The sequence below is a fragment of the Cellvibrio zantedeschiae genome (genome assembly GCF_014652535.1).
GTDB lineage: Bacteria > Pseudomonadota > Gammaproteobacteria > Pseudomonadales > Cellvibrionaceae > Cellvibrio > Cellvibrio zantedeschiae.
This window is the reverse complement of the sequence record NZ_BMYZ01000001.1, coordinates 1,064,638-1,083,682: the sequence shown is the minus strand read 5'-3', so window position 1 is coordinate 1,083,682 and position 19,045 is coordinate 1,064,638. Positions and strand designations below refer to the sequence as shown.

Sequence of the window (19,045 nt, the reverse complement as noted above, 5' to 3'; positions counted from 1 at the left end):
GAGGCTGCTTGCTCCGCCAGTCCTGTCACTTACTTTTAACCAGACGACTTTGTATCAGGCCCGACTTTTCATAAGGTTCTTGTCAGCATCCATCAACATTTGGCCAATCATGGGAATATCGAGCAAAGCGCACATATGCTCTTTAACCGTTCCCGCCAACCAGGGGCGTTTGCTGCGGTCGCTGCGCCACTTAACCTCATCGGGCATAAGACTAATGGGTTGATTGACGGAATCCACCGCCAAGCCCCAGGGCACGCCGTTAATCGACACCACATATTTTGCGTTCTTTACGAAGTTTTCATCATAGCGCTCGGGCATGACAAATTTGGCTGTGTTTACCGTGCGGATTTTGCCTTGCGGCGTTGGCTGAAATCCCATAAACCAATCGGCTTGACCAAAGAGTGGTGCAAGCTCATCGGTAATTGGTTGGATTTGACCGAGCGAAATCAAAGGCACTGCCAAGGTCAAACCAGAGACTTTAAACAGCAGCACATCAAAACGTGATTGCGCCCACTGCGGCAGGCCGTTAGGCATCCACTCCAAGCCGGGAATTTTAAACGCGGTATCTTCAGCTTCAATAATAGCGGGGGCTTCGATAACTGGCTGAGCTTCAACGATAGGCGCGGCAGTTTCAATCACCCATTCCTGGATTTCATTAGGATCTGCCACAAAAGTTTTAGGTTGGGCGACAACTTCAACAGGAGCGACTTTTACTATGGGCGCAACAGCAATTTTCGGTTGCGCACTACTCAATAGTTTTTGCAGCTTTTCTTTTTGATCGACATCTGGCTCAGCAAATTGCGGCGCTGCTTTGGGCGCAGTTTTACGTGCAGTTGCGCGATGTGCAATCGGCGGCTTAGCCACAGGTTTTGCTGGAGCTTCTGGTGCTGCTACTTGTGTTTTGGGCGTAGGTACTCTCAAGCTCGCCATAGGCTCAAGTTCTTCTGATGGCAATAAGTCATCAAAGTAATCGAGCAGGCTATCAAATGGATTTTTTATATCGCTCACAACCCACCCGCCGCCATACGCGCATCTTCTGCAGAGAATTTTTGCATAAGGAATTTAAACAAGGATTTGTAAGCTTCTACACCGCGCGCGGCTTCATCAAACAAATGCGGAGGAACGCCCACACGGCTGGCATCGCGGAATTTGGTATCCACCGGAATATGACCGGGCCATACCTCTTGCGGATAAGTATTGCGAATGGTGCGCAAACTAGTAACAGAAGCTTGCGTGCGGCGGTCGTACATCAAAGGCAAAATCGTATATTCCAAGGCTTTTTTGCGCGAGCGGCCCATCATTTTGAGCGTATTCACCATGCGCTCTAACCCCTTGAGCGCCAAAAATTCCGTCTGGACAGGAATAACCAAATGCTGACATGCCGCAAGGGCGTTAATCATCAAAACCCCCAACAAGGGAGGCGTATCAATAAACACAAAATCGTAGTCATCGTAAATAAAACCGAGGGCGCGGGCAATGACCAAGCCCATACCATCTTGCCCAATTGCCTGGCGCTCTAAAGTTGCTAAAGCGGTGGCCGATGGAAGTACATCCAGGTTGGGATATTCAGTGGCACGAATTAACCGTTTTACACCGGCAGCGGTTAACTCTTTCCGCTCTTGAAAGAGCGTGTAGGAACTTAATTCTGTCGTGTCGGGATCTTGACGAAAGTAAGTGCTCAATGAGCCGTGCGGATCTATATCAACCAGCAAAACACGATAGCCGAGCGAGGAAGCAATGCCTCCCAGCGATACGCTGGTGGTGGTTTTACCCACGCCACCTTTCTGATTGGCTACCGTAATTACGCGCACTTACAATTCCTCAAAGCGTCAAGCAGATGTCAGTTTAGGCCTGCCAGAGCGAGAAGCAAGCCGATAATCGCTATTCAGCAAAGTTTATGCCGAACCGATTATTAGCACCTTAATTCTTATAAGCTTGCTTGATAAGCTCGCCCACCCGCTTCAAGGCTTTCTCTTTGCGCGGCGTCCACATACCCCCCGAAGACAAGCGTAAGCAGTTCTTATATTTCTGTGTTGTGGTAAAAATTTTACCCGGTGTAATGGCAATTTTTTCGTCGAGCAAACGCAAGGTTAACTCGTAAGTATCAAAGTTCTTTGAGACCAAATTTTCCAGCGGTAACTCAACCCAAAGCACATAACCACCCTGTGGCTGGGTGATACGGGTATTCGCCGGAAAGTAGCGTTCAATCGCCAGGATTAGCTCATGCATGCTTTTCGCTAACTGGATACGCATGCCCCGTAAATGGCGATCATATTTTCCGCTGCCGAGAATATCAGCCAAGGCATATTGGACAATCGTCGGGCAGGCCATGCTGCTCATAAATTTCAATTGGCCTATAACAGGCGCAAGTTGCTTGGATGCCACCCAACCTACCCGCAAACCGGGTGCAAAAGTTTTAGAAAAAGAAGAACAGTAAACCACTTTTTCATCAAAGCGTTTACACACACTGGGCCGCTGGTTACCGAATGCGAGGTCGCCATACAGATCATCCTCTATCAAAGTAACCTTATGTTTACGGCAAAGTGACGTTAGAGCTTTTTTGTTATCGTCCGATATGCTCGCGCCGAGCGGATTGCTAAAGTTGGAAACAACCAAACAAGCTTTAATGGGCCAGTGTTCCATCGCCAGCTGCAAAGCATCCAACGAAATACCTGTGACAGGATCGGTGGGAATTTCTATCGCCTGCAAACCTATATGTTCGATAATTTGCAACAGGCCGTAATAGCTGGGGGATTCAATCGCAATAAAATCACCAGGCGCGGTAATTGCTTTGAGCGACAGCAATAAGGCCTCTTGGCAACCGTTAGTGATGACAATATCGTCAACACTCATTTGGCAGCCTAATTGCGCCATACGCTTGGCAATTTGTTGACGCAATTCAAGATTTCCGCGTGCAAAAGATTCATAAGAACATACATTGGTACGTTCGAGCCGCGCCATTTTCACTATGGCTTTTTCTACCATAACTGAAGGTAAAATTTTAGCATCTGGAACAGCAGCGCCAATATTTACAGCGGATGCACCTTGGGTTTGGTGCAGCAGTTCAAGCACAAGCTGCTGACCAACAATTTCGCGCGGCACCACTTTGTGTTGTGTAATTTGGGGCGATTGAAAATCAGCCGTGAGCAATCCATTCACGTAAAAACCGGAGCGCGGGCGCGATTCAATATAACCACCATTAAGCAATTCATTGTAAGCCGCGACTACTGTAGCGGCGCTAACGCCGCGCTGCGTACTCACCGTGCGCACGCCAGGTAACTTATCACCAACCTTATAAATACCCGATTCAATTTGCGAAATAATTTCAGCAGCAAGTTGGTGATAGAGATTACCCATAGTGTTTGGACCCAAAAAGTAATGTGATTTTTAAAAAGAAAGTCGCACACTCAAGCAGTACAGATTACTCAATCTTTGACCAGTACAGATTTGAAGTTAATAATCTGTACTGGTGTAATTTCAAAATTGTAAATCTGCCCATATTAAATAAGCAAGGCTATTCTACCCTTACGCCGCCGACTGACGAATAGAAGGACTGGCGCTCTCAGCTGCAAGTTGCAGCACAACCTGATGACAGGAGTAGCTATGACGGACAACCAGACTTTGCCTAACCTGCCCTATTTTGTGGTAGATGCATTCACTCACAAACCTTTCAGTGGAAATCCCGCTGCCGTTTGCATTTTGACTGAAGCCAAAGCAGACGACTGGTTGCAAAAGGTTGCAGCTGAATTTAATTTGTCTGAAACCGCATTCTTGTGGCATGAACACAACAACCAATGGAAACTGCGTTGGTTTACTCCCAAGTGCGAAGTAAAACTTTGTGGCCACGCAACGCTTGCATCCGCTCACGTACTTGCGCGCGAATTAAAATTGCAACATGCGGAATTTGTATTTTCTACATTGAGCGGAAAATTAACAGCAAAGGTTGACGAGCAAGCTATTACACTCAACTTTCCCAAAGTAGAACCCAAATTGTTTAGCGGAATTTATTTGCACAACGATAATGTGGGTATCAAAGAACTTAACCTGGATATAGTCGCTGCTTATCAAGCGGGTGAAGACATTATTGTTGAGCTTGCTCATGAAGATGAGGTATTAAACTATTCGCCAGAACTGGATAAGCTCGCCAAAATTGAAACACGCGGTTTAATTATCACCAGTCCAGGTAAAAATGCTGACAGAGATTTTGTATCGCGCTTTTTTGCTCCACGTTACGGGATTAATGAAGACCCGGTTACAGGTTCTGCACATTGCAGCCTGGCAGTGCTGTGGAGCAAAAAATTAGGGAAATCATCTTTACGGGCCGAGCAATTATCTGAGCGTCGCGGTTTTCTTGAATTAGGTGTTTATCACGAACACGTGAGTTTAATTGGAGAAAGCAAGACCTTTTCAAAAGGAAATCTAGCGCAGTAATTTTTTTGCTCCCAGTGTAAGCTGGGAGTAATTTTATAAGGAAAAAGGAATATTTATGATTGAGATATCCTCTGCTGAAATTCAAGACTGCGATGAAATCATTCAACTGCAACGATTAGCCTATGAATCCGAAGCAAAACTTTATCAAGACTGGACTATCCCGCCGTTAAGGCAAACTACCGCAGTTTTACAGCAGGAGTTTCCACAGCTCATTATTTTAAAAGCAACCCATGCAGGAAAAATTGTGGGATCTGTACGCGCGCAATTAATTAACGGCATTTGTCATATAGGCCGCTTGATTGTACACCCGGATTTTCAAAAACAAGGAATTGGTTCTGCGTTATTGCGGAAGATCGAACAAGCTTTTGACCAAGCAAAAACCTATGAGCTATTTACGGGAAGTAAAAGCGAAAGCAATATTCGATTTTATCAAGCTCACGGCTACCATATGAGCCATATAAAAAACATCTCTGATCGTTTGGAACTGATCTACTTAAGCAAAACCAATAAGCTTTAATAATTTACGGGATTTGATTTACTGTAGTTTTAGGTCTATCCATTTTCCGCTTGGCAACCATCACCGCAACGCGACGATTTTGCGCTCGCCCTGCTTCAGTATCGTTTGAAGCTAAGGGTTGAAATTCCCCGTAACCTACAGCAGCTAATCTTTCTGGCGCCACGCCTTTGCTGGCTAAAAATTTCACAATCTCTGTAGCGCGCGCAGATGACAACTCCCAGTTGGTGGGAAAACGTCCATTTTTAATCGGGACATTATCCGTGAAACCTTCAACTTGAATAGGATTTTCATAACTCTTCAAGATGTTCGCAATTTCAGTGAATATCACTTGCGCTTGATTACTGGTTTCCACACCGCCAGATGCAAATAAAATGCTGTCGTTTAATTCAATTTGCAGCCAAAGTTCGTTGCTGGATACTTTAATCATTTGATCATCAATCAATTGCGAAAACTTTTCGTTCACCAAATCTGAAATTTGCGTCAGTTCATCAGCCGTTTGGGTTTTCGCAGTGGTATTTGATTGTGAATTCATTTCCGGCTTGGCCGTATCTTCCACTATAACAATGGGTGGCGGCTGAACATTGTCTTCAGTTGCTGTTTTTCCGAGATCAACTGGCGTTACCGGATCATTAGAGGGGCTTACTTTTTCTTGCGGAAGTGGATTAGCTTTTGAATCGTTAGGCTGATTAAACGCTTCAACAAAAGTTTCAGACAAAACACGATACTTACTTTCATTGACTTGCGAAATCGAATACATAACCACAAAAAACGCAAACAACAGGGTAATGAAGTCAGCATAGGAAACTAACCAACGCTCGTTATTAACATGAATTTCTTGCTGACGACGACGTACCATAATATTTACGCCAAAATATAAAAATAACCAAGGAGATATTTAAGGATGCAGGTAACCGTTCAACTTTATTTCAATTGAGCGAGGGTTTTCGCCATCTGCAATCGCGATAATGCCTTCAATAATTAACTCACGATATTGCGAGCGCTCATTGACGCACATGCGCAGTTTATTAGCGATGGGTAACAAAAATAAATTCGCCAGGGCAACACCGTAAATAGTTGCGACAAATGCGATTGCGATTCCGGGGCCAAGCAAAGCAGGATTGGCCAGGTTATTCATTACATGGATTAACCCCATGACCGCACCTATAACACCAATGGTGGGTGCGTAGCCACCCATGCTTTCGTAAAACTTAACAGCGTCAAAATCACGCTGTTCATCCAAAATTAAATCTGCTTCCAAAATTCGACGAAGTGCTTCTGGCTCGCTACCGTCCACTAAAAGTTGCAAACCTTTTTTGGCGAAGGGATCTTTTTCTTTTTCTGCGATAGCTTCAAGGCCCAACAGTCCATCTTTACGCGCTGCATTTGCCCAACGCACTAATTTTGAAATACCTTCTTTGAATGGAGAATAAGGCGGCTGGAATACCCACTTAAACATTGAGAGAGCGCGCTTCAAACTATTTTTGGGGGTTTGTAAAATCGCAGCGGCTAAAGTGCCACCAAAAACAATGACAGCAGCAGATCCATTTAGCAGAGAATGGATTGAACCACCCTCGGCGAAATTACCACCAATAATGACAGCAAAGCCAAGAATTACACCGACTATGCTGAGGAGATCCATTACACAACCTCACGCGCAAGGCGCGGTCCAATTTCTTTCAAACTTAAAACGCGATCAGTATAACCTGCACGCGCAACCGCCATGGGCATACCATAGATAACACAGCTCGCTTCGTCTTGCGACCAGAGTTGGGAACCCGATTCTTTTAACAGACCTGCACCTTTACAACCATCTGATCCCATACCCGTTAAAACAACGCCCAAGGCTTTGTCTCCGTAACAATTTGCTGCAGAACCAAAAGTAATGTCGAGCGAGGGTTTGTAATTAACACGATCATCGTCCGGCAGTACACGTACACTGCCGCCGTTGCGTTTATCCAGCATAAGTTGTTTGCCGCCAGGAGCCAAAAGCGCGAGGCCCGGCTCTAATAAATCACCATCCACCGCTTCGCGCACGCGAACATTACATTGCTTGTTCAAACGCTCGGCAAATGCTTTGGTAAAATTTTCTGGCATGTGTTGTACTAGTATAATCGGAACAGGAAAGTTCGCAGGCAACGCCATTAGGACTTCTGTTAAAGCAACGGGCCCACCGGTTGAAGCACCAATCACTAAAATTTTTGGCTGGCGTTTTAAACGATAATTTTCAGCGGCTGCTGGTGCCGAAGGTTTTGGTGCTGCGGCTGGCGCAGCACCTGCTGATTTGGCAGCAGTTTGCGCAGCCATTGAAGAAGTTGTTGAACTTAACAGAGAAGTGGCAGCAGCGGTTCCACTGGCAGAAACAGGTGAAGCCGGTTTGGTTGGAGCGCTTGCGACAGGACTTGGCTGCCCGGCACGCGCCAAGGTAATTAAACGTTCATGAAGTTTTTTCTTAAGTACGGCGGAGTTGCGTGATACTTCGGCAAAATCTTTGGGAATAAAATCCAGCGCGCCTGCGGCTAAAGCATCAAGGGTTACTTTAGCACCTTCATAAGTGAGGGAAGAAAACATAATGATGGGCGTTTTACGGCTCGCCATAATATGTTTAACGGCGGTAATGCCATCCATCACCGGCATTTCAAAATCCATGGTGATGATATCGGGCTTCAAGTCTTCGGCTTTTTCAACGGCCTCGCGACCATTGCTTGCAATGCCAACAACTTTTAGATCCGGGTGCTCATTAATAATTTCTTTCAAACGATGCTGAAAGAAACTTGAATCATCAACAACCAACACCCGTAACGGCATGAACTTTACTCCGAGCCAACTATTTACCCGACTGGGCGATTATATTAATGGAATTTGGATGGGATCCTAGGTGTGTCCCCACGAAGCAGATCCCTTCGCATAGCGGCGGAGTAAACTGGGGATATCCAAAATTAACGCAATAGTGCCATCGCCCGTAATAGTTGCACCAGCCATACCTGGTGTACCTTGTAACATTTTACCCAGAGGTTTGATAACCACCTCTTCCTGACCAATTAATTGATCAACCACAAAACCTACGCGGCGCGTGCCTACGGTCACAATAACAACATGTGCAAATTGCTGCCGTGCACCACTACTCGAATTTTTAATCAGCCAATCTTTTAGATAGAACAAAGGAATTGCCTGATCGCGAATGGCAATACAGTCTTGCCCGTCCACCACATGGCTCTTTGATAAATCCATATGGAAAATTTCGTTTACGCTCACGAGTGGCAACGCAAAAGTTTGCTTGCCGATCATAATCATCAGCGTTGGCATAATTGCCAAGGTGAGCGGCACTTTAATAATAAAACGCGTGCCCTTGCCCAGGGTCGATTGAATTTCTACGCTGCCGTTGAGTTGGTTGATTTTGGTTTTCACCACATCCATACCAACGCCGCGACCCGACACATCTGAAATTTCTTTCTTGGTGGAGAAGCCAGGTGCAAAAATTAAATTGAATGCTTCTACATCCGATAAACGCGCGGCTGTATCTTCATCGTACAAACCTTTTTCAACAGCAACACGGCGCAATTTAACCGGGTCCATACCTGCACCGTCATCGCTGATGCACAATAAAATATGGTCGCCTTCTTGCTCGGCTGATAAAACAACCTGACCGGTACGAGATTTACCATTAGCTTCGCGCACATCCGGAAATTCAACACCGTGATCTACCGAGTTGCGCACCAAGTGCACCAGCGGATCTGCAAGCGCCTCTACCAGATTTTTGTCGAGATCAGTTTCTTCACCAACTAATTCAAGATTGATTTCTTTTTTCAGTTGGCGAGCCAAATCGCGTACAACGCGCGGGAAACGCCCGAATACTTTTTTGATGGGCTGCATCCGTGTTTTCATTACGGATGTTTGTAAATCTGCAGTCACCACATCCAAATTTGCTACAGCTTTTACTAAAGCTTCGTTAGTCGAGGTATTACCTAAACGCACCAAACGGTTACGTACCAATACCAATTCGCCAACCATATTCATAATATCGTCGAGACGCTGGGTATCTACACGTACAGTGGTTTCAACAGCAGCAGGCCCTTCTTTATCCGCAGCTGCGGGCGCGGGCGCTGGTGCAGCAGATGGCCTCGGTGCTTCTGCTTTAGGTGCGGCTGGCTGAGGTGTAGCGGGCTTTGGCGCAGCTGGCGAAGGTGTGGCCGGTTTAGGCGCTTCCGCTTTTGGAGCTGGCGCAGCAGCTGGTTTGGCCGCAACGGGTGCAACAGGAGCTGTCGGCTTGGTCGCAGCAACACTTGCTGAAGTTGGCGCTTTGCCTTTGCCGTGCAACTGATCTAACAGCGCTTCGAATTCGTCATCGTTAATTAAATCTGAGCCGCTTGCCGCAGGTGCGGCTGACACAGGTGCGGCTGCAACAGGTTTTTCTGCAGGAGCTTTGGGTGCATCTATACCAGGCCCTTTGCCCTTGCCGTGAAGCTGATCGAGCAAAGCTTCGAATTCATCGTCAGTAATTTCGTCCCCTGCCGATGCTGCGGGAGCAGGTGTGGCGGCTGCAGCAGGGACGCTTGCAACAGGAGTTGGAGCAGCCGCAACTTTTGCGTTGGGTGCTTTTCCTTTGCCATGAAGTTGATCGAGTAACGCATCAAATTCGTCTTCAGTAATTTCATCACTGCTTGCATCTGCTACAGGAGCGGGTGCGGCAGCTTGAACAGGTGGCGTTGTTGAAGGCGTTTGATTTATTGCGTCTAATAACTTTTCAAATTCGTCGTCAGTAATATCACCCTGAGCAGTGCTAACAACAGCTGGGGCTTCTACGTAAACTTCTTGCGGAGCAGCAACTTCTACTTCCGCTGCAGGTTCATTTAAATCTTCGCAGGAAACCAAACGTTCCAGCGCATGGATTAAATGCGGATCAACAGGCGGTAACTCACCGCGTGCAGTTACAATATCAAATTGGTCTTTAACACTATCGAGTGCCTGGAGCACCACATCCATTAATTCAGAGGTAACTTCGCGTTTACCGTTGCGCAAAATATCGAAAAGGTTTTCAGTGAGATGACAGCATTCCACCATAGGTGTGAGCGACAAAAAGCCAGCCCCACCTTTTACAGTGTGAAATCCACGAAAAATCGCGTTTAATAAATTTTTATCATCAGGACGCTGTTCAAGATCAACTAGTTGTTGCGAGAGGCGCTCTAAAATTTCGCCTGCTTCAACTAAAAAGTCCTGAAGAATATCCTCGTCATCACCAAAACTCATTCAGCTATTCCCCAAAAACATTTGGCTCTAGAAACCGAGACTGGATAAAAGGTCATCAACTTCATCCTGACCGGAAACTACGTTCTCACGTTCTTTATTAATTTGTGGGCCTTCAGCCTCGTGCTTACGTTTTTCAATTAAGTCATCGATATTTTGCTCGCCATCCAAGTTATCGACGATGCCGGTGATTTCTTCAACCTGACCAGCCATGCGCACTAAATCGACTAAATCTTTTTCAACGTCTTTGATTAAACCTATAACACGCTTTAATACCTGGCCGGTTAAATCCTGAAAGCCTTGTTCGAGCACAATGTCTTGTAAACTTTTGTTCAAACGCTCGGTGCCTACTTCCATTTGCCCGAGAAAACCATCCATACGCTCGTACAATTCACGGAATTCATCGGCAGACATTTCGCGGCGTTTTAAGCGTGCCCAATCATTTCGCAACAAGCTGGCTTCCTGACCAAGATTTGCTGCAATTGGTGCAGCTTCGTCAACCATATCCATGGTTCTCTCTGCTGCTTTTTGCGTAAGTTCAATAACGTAATTCAAACGATTAGATGCGTCATGAATATCTGAACCTTCAATTTTTGGAGGCTGCTTGCTGAGATCAGCATCTACATTGAAATTCACAATAGCATTGTGCAAACCGCGAGTTAATTTACCCACCGTTTGAAAAATATGGCGATCACGTGATTCAGTAATACTTTGAATAAGCGCAGAAGCTTCTTCAAACTGATTGCCTTGCAATTTTTCCGTTAACAGCTTTGCACATTCTTTGAGTTCGGCAATGAACAATTCGTTGTTAGGATCGACTAATATCTCGGATGCCATGGATATGCCTTATTGTTAGGTTGTGGCAGCAAAACGTTTTTTTGTTAGCCAACACGCTCAAATATTTTTTCAATTTTTTCTTTAAGCGCCTGCGCCGTAAAAGGTTTTACGACGTAACCATTTACCCCGGCTTGTGCTGCCTCAATAATTTGGTCGCGCTTGGCTTCTGCAGTAACCATAAGCACCGGCAAGGTGGCGAGTTTTTCGTCGGCACGCACAGCGCGCAGCAAATCAATACCCGTCATGCCAGGCATGTTCCAATCTGTTACCAAAAACTGGAAGTCACCGCTCTTGAGCATGGGCAATGCTGTCATGCCGTCATCCGCTTCATGGGTATTTGAAAAACCCAAATCTCTCAGCAGATTTTTAATGATCCGCCGCATCGTCGAGAAGTCATCGACAATCAAGATTTTCATGTTCTTATCCAAAGCAACCTCCGTCACACCTACAGGAATTTCGTTTACTGTTAGTCTAGCCAGTGTTGGCGATCTAGCCAGTTTTCTGACGTTAAAAAACTTTTTTAATTACTTATTGAGCTTTATTTGTTCGAAGTGTTTGCATGACAAGCAACCTCCACGGCACCTACTCCTGCGTTGCCGTTGGGGGGTAATGCTTTTAACCCTGCGACTGCCAACCCGCCAAACGCGATTTCAACCGCGAGGCAGCCTGGCTATGAATTTGGCTAACGCGCGATTCGCTCACCCCCAGCACCAACCCAATCTCTTTAAGGTTGAGCTCTTCGTTATAGTAGAGAGCAAGCACCATGCGTTCGCGTTCGGGCAACTGACTAATAGCGGAGGCGAGCGCTTTCTTTAAGCCTTCGCGCTGCAAACCTTCAAAAGGACTGGCGAATGCACTGCTGGTTTCGCTTGCATCTATATTGCTGTCTTCTTCGCCGAAGGTTTCTTCATAGCTGTAAAGACGACTGCAGTTGGAGTCTTGCAGCATGGAGTGATATTCCTCCAGGCTCACCTCAAGCTCGGCAGCAATTTGGGCATCCTGGGCATCGCGACCCGTGCGGGCTTCTACAGCTTTAATGGCTTGGGCAATACGGCGGGAATTGCGGTGAACCGAGCGCGGAGCCCAGTCGCCACGGCGCATTTCATCGACTATGGAACCGCGAATGCGGATACCGGCATAGGTTTCGAAACTGGCGCCTTTGGAGGAATCGTATTTTTGTGCAGCTTCGATCAGGCCAATCATTCCAGCCTGAATAAGATCGTCTACCTGCACGCTGGCAGGCATACGCATCATCATGTGGTAGGCGATGCGCTTCACGAGGGGCGCAAACTCTTCAATGCGCGCGTTGTGAAGGCTTTGCTCCGTTTTATCGTACATGGCTAACCTATCAACTGCGGCCATAAGTCATACTCAGTAGCGGTCATTCGCCGCACGAAGTAAACGTTCTACAAAAAATTCCAGACGCCCGCTAGGACCGCTCGGCAACGGCCACTTGTCCACGGTTTGCGCCAAACCACGAATCGCAACGGCGGCTTTAGAAGTAGGTGCAAACTCCAGCAAGGCTTTTTGTTTGCGTACGGCGTTACGTACTTCTTCATCGAAGGGAACCTGGCCAACGAACTGCAGGGTTACGTCGAGGAAGCGTTCGCACACGGTATTCAGTTTGTTAAACATGCTGGTGCCTTCCGCCGGATTGCGCGTCATATTCGCGATCACGCGGAAGCGTTGCATGTTGTACTCTTTGTTAAGAAGTTTGATGAGCGCGTAGGCGTCTGTAATGGAAGAAGGTTCATCGCAAACGACTACAACAACCTCATTGGCAGCGCGCACAAAGCTGACAACTGTATCTGAAATACCGGCAGCCGTATCTATAATAAGCACATCAACTTGATCGCTTAACTCATTGAAAGCGTTGATTAAACCGGCATGCTCAGCAGCACTTAACTCGGCCATGCGCTGCACGCCGGACGAAGCTGGAACAATCTTGATACCCGCTGGACCATTAACCAAAACATCCATTAATGAATGAGTGCCTGCAAGCACATCAGCGAGTGTATGAGTGGCTTTTAAGCCGAGAAGAACATCGACATTCGCCAACCCGAGGTCGGCATCAAACAGGACTACGCGCCGGCGCATTTCCGCCAGGGCGATACTGAGGTTCACGGAAATATTGCTTTTGCCGACTCCGCCTTTGCCGCCGGACACGGCGATAACTTGTACTGGGCGCATTGATTATTAACTCCAACAACCGGCCTAAATCTAAATTTGTGAACTGAGTATAGATACTGATTTGGATTGTTACTGACTTTTTATAACTGGTTTTGTAATTTCAAAAGCAAAATCCCCCCGCCTGCGGCGACCCCCTTTTCAAAGGGGGTTGATCAGTGCCACAAACACATTAAGGCACTTTTACATCCCCTTTGGAAAAGGGGGACCGAGGGGGATTTGTTTTAAGAAACCGCCGAAGCCGGGTTGGTTTTCAAAAGTGCCACAGCCTTAGCCACCAATTGATGCGCACGCGCTACTTCAATATTTTTAGGGATATCCTGACCATCAGTTGTATACACCACAGGCAAACGATTTTGCGCAACCACCCCTAAGGCTTCACCCATGCTGGCAGTTTCATCTAACTTGGTTAGTACACAACCTTGCAAGCGCGCAGCGCCGTAAGCGTGGACAGAGGCTTTCAACATTTGCTCTTGGCTATTGCAGGAAAGAACTAACAAACTCTTCACTTGTGGCTGATCTGCCAAGGCTTTTAATTGTGCCTTCAGGTGCGGATCCCCATGACGAAAGCCTGCTGTATCAATCAAAATCAATGAACAGTGACGCAAACTGCGCAACAGGCTTTCCAACGAATTACTTTCATCCACTACGCGCACAGGCACTCGCAAAATACGTGCAAGTGAACGCAATTGGTCGTGCGCTGCAATGCGATAAGTATCTGTAGTAATCAAGGCAACTTTGTCAGCGCCGTGCTGCAATACATAACGCGCAGCAAGCTTGCCGATGGTAGTAGTTTTGCCAACGCCGGTTGGGCCGACAAACGCAAACACACCGCCTTGATCAACTATATCGCGGCCAGCAACAGGTAATTGATGAGCCAGGTTTGCCAAAGCATCTGGCCAGGCATCACTCACCGATTTAGTTTTTGTGCAGCGGTTCAATACATTTCCAACCAGAGCCGAAGGCAAACCCAAACGCTCCAAACGACGCCCTACACTGCCCAACACGGGAGAGTTGGCGGCCGGCGTTGTGGTACCGGTTAGGCGATCAAGTTGTTGTTCAAGCAGAAAGCGCATATCCGCGATTTCAGCTTGCAGTTCGTGCAGTTCATTCGCTTGGTTAGCAGCGTAAGCAGGCGCGCGATCAGATTTGCTATTCAAGGAAACCTTATCTTCGTCATCCACCAAAGGATAGCGTTCAGCGGCACTCATAATCGATTTGGCTTTAGCGTCTACTTTAGTCTCTACCGGGGCAGCAACTGCTTTGCGACCTTGTGGGCGACTGGATTTGGTTTCAACTTTGATAACAGCTGCTTGTGGTTGAGTAACAGGGGTTTTAGCGGCGGCAGCGTGTCTTGGGATACTCGCATTCACCACCGTATTTTTGCCTACCAAAAATTCTTTTGCAGACTCTTCAGCTTTTTGACTGGCGAGCATACGCAAACGTGCTTGCTCGATATCATCAACTAATTGCTTGCCAGATTTACCTGAATTACTGCTACCGGATTTGGATGCCGCCAAGGTGGATGCAAAACTGCTATTAACGTGCTGTTTAGCGGCGCGCTCGATAACTTCGGTTTCTGCCCAAGCACCATCGCTCATCATTGGAGATGCACTGGCCAAGGCCATTCTGCCTAACGGCTGTTGTTGCAGTTGCGCAAGTTCGCTGTCTGAACCTGTAGTTGTCAGCAGCTCCACACCTTCCGGCACGCGGCCACTCGAGAGAATAATTGCATCTGGGCCCAGCTCTTGGCGGACCAGTTCTAACGCACGGCGCATATCAGCGGCTACGAAACGTTTAACTTGCATATTCAGCTCCTGCCTTTCGGCTACTTCAGGTAGTGAGTCGGGTTCTTAACCTAGCGGTCTGCACCCACACTCGCATCAATCGTAATTTGTTTGTTGTCCGGGATTTCGGTGTAAGCCAGTACGCGCATATCGGGAAGGCTGTGACGCAGGAAGCGCGACATCATCATCCGCAGTGGCGCTGCCACCAGTAACACCAAGGGTTTCCCCGCCATCTCTTGCTTTTGCGCCGCTTGAATCAAGGACTCTTGCAGGCGATCAGCCAAGCCGGGCTCAATAAACGCGCCGTCATCAGCGCCAGCTTTTTGTGCCTGCTGAACGGTACTCAGCAATAACTGTTCCAAGCTCGGATCAATCGTTACAACAGGCAGGTTTTGCTCGTTTCCAATGATGTTTTGGACAATTTGACGGCAGAGCGCAACACGGGCCAGAGCAGTCAAAGCGACGGGATCTTGACTCTTGCCACTAGCACCCGCCAAAGCTTCAGCGATGGAGCGAATATCGCGGATAGGTACACGTTCGCGCAGCAAGGTTTGCAAGACTTTTAAGAGTACGTTGAGGCTGATAGTGCCAGGTACCAATTCCTCCACAAGCTTGGGCGAAGTCTTGGCCAGCATGTCCAACAGCTTCTGCACATCTTCGTGGCCGAGCAATTCATGGGTGTGGTTTTGCAGGATTTGATTGAGGTGGGTCGCTACCACAGTACTCGGGTCAACCACGGTATAACCCAAGGTCTGCGCCTGTTCTTTCTGGCTGGAACTAATCCAGACAGCATCTAACCCAAACGCGGGATCTTTAGTTTTCACACCATCCAGATTGCCGAATACTTGCCCAGGATTAATCGCCAATTCGCGGTCGGGATAAACCTCTGCTTCTGCAATAGCTACGCCCATTAAACTAATGCGATATCCAGTTGGCATTAAGTCAAGGTTATCGCGGATGTGTACGGATGGAATTAAAAAGCCCATTTCTTGTGAGAGCTTTTTACGGACACCTTTGATTCGGCCAAGCAATTCACCGCCCTGGTTTTTGTCCACCATTGGGATGAGGCGATAGCCAACTTCAAGACCTATGACATCTACAGGCTGTACATCATCCCAGCCCAACTCAGGTGTTTCTGGGGCGGAGCCCTGGGGCAAGGCTGGTGGCGTACGCTGTGGAGCCAAGGTAGCACCGCCACCACCCATATTGGTGGGTTGGTTAGCGTTATTAAGCTCCTGTGCCAAGCGGCTGCCGGAGGGAATAAATGAACCTTCATCTACCGCGGCAGGCTGTTCTTTTTTCCAATAGATGTAGTAAGCAATAGCCGCGCACACCAAGCCCAACCCGAGGAATGCAACGTGGGGCATGCCGGGAATCAGACCCATCACAATCAAGATACCGGCAGACACAGCCAAGGCTTTGGGCGATGCAAAAAGTTGATCAACAACCTGCTTACCCATGTCCTGCGCAGTGTTTACACGAGTCACCAAAATCGCAGAGGCAACAGAAAGTAAAAGACCAGGAATTTGCGCTACCAGGCCGTCACCAATGGTCAACAGCGTGTACTTTTGCAGCGCTTCCATAAACGGCAAATCGTGCTGCAAAATCCCCACGGCCAAGCCGCCAAAAATATTGATCAGCATGATCATGATGCCCGCAATGGCATCGCCTTTTACGAACTTGCTCGCACCATCCATTGCGCCGTAGAAATCTGCTTCCGCGGCAACTTCCTGACGGCGATGACGCGCTTGGTCTTGATCGATCAAACCGGCGTTCAAGTCTGCATCGATCGCCATTTGCTTACCGGGCATTGCGTCCAGGGTGAAGCGCGCACTTACTTCAGAAATACGGCCAGCACCCTTGGTGACCACCACAAAGTTGATGATCATCAAAATGATAAATACCACCAAACCTACGGTGTAATTACCGCCAATCACCACCTCACCGAAAGACTCAATTACCTTACCGGCGGCGTGGCCGCCTTCATGACCATTAATCAAAATCACACGGGTCGAGGCCACGTTCATACCCAAACGCAGCAAGGTCGCAATCAGCAAAATAGTCGGGAAAGCAGCAAAATCCAGCGGGCGCTGGGCGTATACACTGACGAGCAAAACCACGAGGGAAAGTGCGATGTTAAACGAGAAAAAGGCATCTAATAACAGCGGCGGAATCGGCAGCACCAACATGGCCAGCAAGATCATGAGCATGATCGGAATACCGAATGCGCCCTTGCCTATTCCACGGAAAGAATCGAGGGCTGATCTGCCGCCGACATTGTTCAACTGACTAAACGTTGGTATGGCCATAATTCACGGATTCTTGACACTTAAGAATGATGTGAGGTGCTATCGCAAGAGCCGTGCCTATTTGAATCCTAACGAAAAACTTCTTTCGCCCCCTCGGCCAGGTTTAAAGTTTCTGGAGTTATTGCCGATACCAAGTCCATACCTAAAGCAGGATTTGAGGAGGCTCAGGGTGCAAATTACTGCCAATCCAACGTCATTCACACCAAATAACTCGCTACTAGAGATTACTAAAAATGTGGATGAACCCAAGCTGCCGGATACCAGCACTGCGAACCCGCCTTCCGCAATCGTTACATTTACCGGTCCTTCCAAACCTTCAGATACCTACGAACCGCCCAGGCTCGTTAATGTGGTCCAGATTCGCAGCGCCCAAGCTAAAGGCGTCGCGAGTGTTGCCGTCAACCAGTCGCTAATATCTGAGCTAAGCAGCCTGAGCACTAGCCGAAGCCCCTTTTCCACCAGCAGTTTTTTCAATCAGATCGGTGCCCTCAGCCGCGAAACCAACCAATACAGAAACGACGCCCGCAGCCAACAAATGGCCAGCACCAAAGCGACCGACAAACTTAAGTTGGACTTTGAAGCTTACGAAGGCAAGCCCAAGTCCACCGTGACCCTGCGTATCCGCACCAAAGATGGCGACAACATCGACGTGAAAATCCAGCATAGCTCCGGTTTACTGGGGGACAGCCTGGAGTTTTCGTTCAATGTAGAGGGGAAGTTATCGAAGGATGAACAGGACGCATTGGAAAAACTCGCCCGCAAACTTGGCGACATTGCCGACGATTTTTTCCGTACCGGTACGACCCAGCTACACGGGTTGAAAGAGTTCGACCAAGCTCAACTAAAAGATTTCAAAATCGAATTCAGCAAAGCCAAGACCATTGATACCTATACCACCGCGAGTTACGAATATTCGGTGGACGAAGCAAAGCAAACCCAAACCTTGCGCGCAAAGGATGGCGATGGTTACAGCTTTGATATCACGGCAGATTTGCAAAGTTTATTGGGTGAAGCGAATTCATCGTTTCACCAAGCGCTGGAAAGTTATCTGGAGGTTATTCGCAAAACGCTTAACGAACACCAACCATTGCAACAAGAGCATTTCAACTCCGCCAGCTTGCGTTTTGTTATAGATGGATTAACCAGTTTACTCGCACCCAAAACTGCAGCCGACAAGACTCCCGCCGATTCACCTGCGGAAAAAGCCATAGCTGCTTTTGATACCGGATTACCCGATTTCACCGCCGTTATTAGCGCGCCTTTGCTCATGCTGTACAAACCAGAACACCAATTAATCATTCCCGAATCTATGACCCTGCGTCTGGAACAACGCACCGAAACCGCCCTTAATGACAAGGGCGGTTTATTGATAAAACAAGTGAACTCGTTTGAACGTCAGAGCCGTGAAATTGAGGGTGTTGTGGGCACGGACAATGGTGATTTAACACGCGGCAATTTCACCTACAAAACCATTCATGAAAAGCAGGAGATGTCGCGCATTTTGGATGTGATGGAAAGCGGAATGAAAAGTATGATTGAAGATTTTAACAGCAGCATGGATACCAAAATCGAAACCTATGCGAATTTCTATTTGGTTGATGTAAAAACAGATCCTAAACAAGAGCGAAAGTTAACGCAATTAGTCAACGACATTCAAAATCATAATCAATTACAACAAGAACTCAACACGCTAAAAGCGCTGAGTGAAACCAAGCAAAATTTATTTCATTGACGAA

General features: G+C 47.5%; 16 protein-coding genes. 3 read left to right on the top strand and 13 right to left on the bottom strand.

The genetic code is table 11. From position 1 onward, the window contains the following. Positions 1 to 54: 54 nt before the first annotated feature. The 3 genes from IE104_RS04790 to IE104_RS04780 all read right to left on the bottom strand — a co-directional run bounded on the left by IE104_RS04790 (position 55) and on the right by IE104_RS04780 (position 3,357). On the bottom strand, positions 55 to 1,008 hold the full coding sequence (locus tag IE104_RS04790; RefSeq protein WP_229837611.1) for a chemotaxis protein CheW: 954 nt from the start codon (positions 1,006 to 1,008) through the stop codon (positions 55 to 57). Next, positions 1,005 to 1,811 (bottom strand): ParA family protein, encoded by an 807-nt coding sequence (locus IE104_RS04785; RefSeq protein WP_189416395.1) that lies wholly within the window; start codon positions 1,809 to 1,811, stop codon positions 1,005 to 1,007. Before IE104_RS04785 ends, IE104_RS04790 begins: the two co-directional genes overlap by 4 nt. A 109-nt stretch (positions 1,812 to 1,920) precedes the next feature. Further along, the gene (locus tag IE104_RS04780) at positions 1,921 to 3,357 is read right to left on the bottom strand and encodes an aminotransferase-like domain-containing protein (protein ID WP_189416394.1); all 1,437 of its coding nucleotides are present in this window, start codon (positions 3,355 to 3,357) and stop codon (positions 1,921 to 1,923) included. Positions 3,358 to 3,603: 246 nt separating this feature from the next. Here IE104_RS04780 and IE104_RS04775 point away from each other — a divergent pair, with 246 nt between their 5' ends. Together IE104_RS04775 and IE104_RS04770 are read left to right on the top strand one after the other, a co-directional pair. Next, complete coding sequence (locus IE104_RS04775; protein ID WP_189416393.1) at positions 3,604 to 4,431, top strand: PhzF family phenazine biosynthesis protein; 828 nt, start codon at positions 3,604 to 3,606, stop codon at positions 4,429 to 4,431. Between the two features lie 55 nt (positions 4,432 to 4,486). Further along, the gene (locus IE104_RS04770; RefSeq protein ID WP_189416392.1) at positions 4,487 to 4,948 is read left to right on the top strand and encodes a GNAT family N-acetyltransferase; all 462 of its coding nucleotides are present in this window, start codon (positions 4,487 to 4,489) and stop codon (positions 4,946 to 4,948) included. A gap of 4 nt (positions 4,949 to 4,952) precedes the next feature. Here IE104_RS04770 and motD read toward each other — a convergent pair whose 3' ends face one another. From motD to flhA, 10 genes are all read right to left on the bottom strand, one after another. Then, on the bottom strand, positions 4,953 to 5,804 hold the full coding sequence (gene motD / locus IE104_RS04765; protein WP_189416391.1) for a flagellar motor protein MotD: 852 nt from the start codon (positions 5,802 to 5,804) through the stop codon (positions 4,953 to 4,955). A gap of 39 nt (positions 5,805 to 5,843) precedes the next feature. Continuing rightward, entirely contained in the window at positions 5,844 to 6,587 is a 744-nt protein-coding gene (locus IE104_RS04760; RefSeq protein WP_189416390.1) for a flagellar motor protein, read from the bottom strand. Continuing rightward, positions 6,587 to 7,753, bottom strand: a complete 1,167-nt coding sequence (locus tag IE104_RS04755; RefSeq protein ID WP_189416389.1) for a protein-glutamate methylesterase/protein-glutamine glutaminase — start codon at positions 7,751 to 7,753, stop codon at positions 6,587 to 6,589. The genes IE104_RS04760 and IE104_RS04755 overlap by 1 nt, the downstream gene beginning before the upstream one ends. Before the next feature lie 66 nt (positions 7,754 to 7,819). After that, a complete protein-coding gene (locus tag IE104_RS04750) occupies positions 7,820 to 10,192 on the bottom strand; it encodes a chemotaxis protein CheA (protein ID WP_189416388.1) in 2,373 nt (790 codons plus the stop codon). Positions 10,193 to 10,219: 27 nt separating this feature from the next. Next, entirely contained in the window at positions 10,220 to 11,026 is an 807-nt protein-coding gene (locus IE104_RS04745; protein WP_189416387.1) for a protein phosphatase CheZ, read from the bottom strand. A 44-nt stretch (positions 11,027 to 11,070) separates the two neighbouring features. Then, entirely contained in the window at positions 11,071 to 11,454 is a 384-nt protein-coding gene (cheY, locus tag IE104_RS04740; RefSeq protein ID WP_189416386.1) for a chemotaxis response regulator CheY, read from the bottom strand. Between the two features lie 187 nt (positions 11,455 to 11,641). After that, complete coding sequence (locus IE104_RS04735; RefSeq protein WP_229837810.1) at positions 11,642 to 12,364, bottom strand: RNA polymerase sigma factor FliA; 723 nt, start codon at positions 12,362 to 12,364, stop codon at positions 11,642 to 11,644. A gap of 33 nt (positions 12,365 to 12,397) precedes the next feature. Next, the gene (locus IE104_RS04730; RefSeq protein WP_189416384.1) at positions 12,398 to 13,216 is read right to left on the bottom strand and encodes a MinD/ParA family protein; all 819 of its coding nucleotides are present in this window, start codon (positions 13,214 to 13,216) and stop codon (positions 12,398 to 12,400) included. Between the two features lie 221 nt (positions 13,217 to 13,437). Continuing rightward, complete coding sequence (gene flhF, locus IE104_RS04725) at positions 13,438 to 15,021, bottom strand: flagellar biosynthesis GTPase FlhF (RefSeq protein ID WP_189416383.1); 1,584 nt, start codon at positions 15,019 to 15,021, stop codon at positions 13,438 to 13,440. Between the two features lie 50 nt (positions 15,022 to 15,071). Then, the gene (gene flhA / locus IE104_RS04720; RefSeq protein WP_189416382.1) at positions 15,072 to 17,309 is read right to left on the bottom strand and encodes a flagellar biosynthesis protein FlhA; all 2,238 of its coding nucleotides are present in this window, start codon (positions 17,307 to 17,309) and stop codon (positions 15,072 to 15,074) included. Positions 17,310 to 17,478: 169 nt separating this feature from the next. Here flhA and IE104_RS04715 point away from each other — a divergent pair, with 169 nt between their 5' ends. Continuing rightward, entirely contained in the window at positions 17,479 to 19,041 is a 1,563-nt protein-coding gene (locus IE104_RS04715) for a hypothetical protein (protein ID WP_189416381.1), read from the top strand. The last annotated feature ends 4 nt before the right edge of the window (positions 19,042 to 19,045 follow it).

What these genes read in the sequence shown, in the direction of transcription:
- IE104_RS04745 (WP_189416387.1), bottom strand. Translation starts at nt 11,026, where the DNA reads ATGGCATCCGAGATATTAGTCGATCCTAACAACGAATTGTTCATTGCC.
- IE104_RS04780 (WP_189416394.1), bottom strand. Translation starts at nt 3,357, where the DNA reads ATGGGTAATCTCTATCACCAACTTGCTGCTGAAATTATTTCGCAAATT.
- flhA (WP_189416382.1), bottom strand. Translation starts at nt 17,309, where the DNA reads ATGGCCATACCAACGTTTAGTCAGTTGAACAATGTCGGCGGCAGATCA.
- IE104_RS04775 (WP_189416393.1), top strand. Translation starts at nt 3,604, where the DNA reads ATGACGGACAACCAGACTTTGCCTAACCTGCCCTATTTTGTGGTAGAT.
- IE104_RS04755 (WP_189416389.1), bottom strand. Translation starts at nt 7,753, where the DNA reads ATGCCGTTACGGGTGTTGGTTGTTGATGATTCAAGTTTCTTTCAGCAT.
- IE104_RS04760 (WP_189416390.1), bottom strand. Translation starts at nt 6,587, where the DNA reads ATGGATCTCCTCAGCATAGTCGGTGTAATTCTTGGCTTTGCTGTCATT.
- IE104_RS04750 (WP_189416388.1), bottom strand. Translation starts at nt 10,192, where the DNA reads ATGAGTTTTGGTGATGACGAGGATATTCTTCAGGACTTTTTAGTTGAA.
- IE104_RS04735 (WP_229837810.1), bottom strand. Translation starts at nt 12,364, where the DNA reads ATGTACGATAAAACGGAGCAAAGCCTTCACAACGCGCGCATTGAAGAG.
- flhF (WP_189416383.1), bottom strand. Translation starts at nt 15,021, where the DNA reads ATGCAAGTTAAACGTTTCGTAGCCGCTGATATGCGCCGTGCGTTAGAA.
- motD (WP_189416391.1), bottom strand. Translation starts at nt 5,804, where the DNA reads ATGGTACGTCGTCGTCAGCAAGAAATTCATGTTAATAACGAGCGTTGG.
- IE104_RS04730 (WP_189416384.1), bottom strand. Translation starts at nt 13,216, where the DNA reads ATGCGCCCAGTACAAGTTATCGCCGTGTCCGGCGGCAAAGGCGGAGTC.
- IE104_RS04770 (WP_189416392.1), top strand. Translation starts at nt 4,487, where the DNA reads ATGATTGAGATATCCTCTGCTGAAATTCAAGACTGCGATGAAATCATT.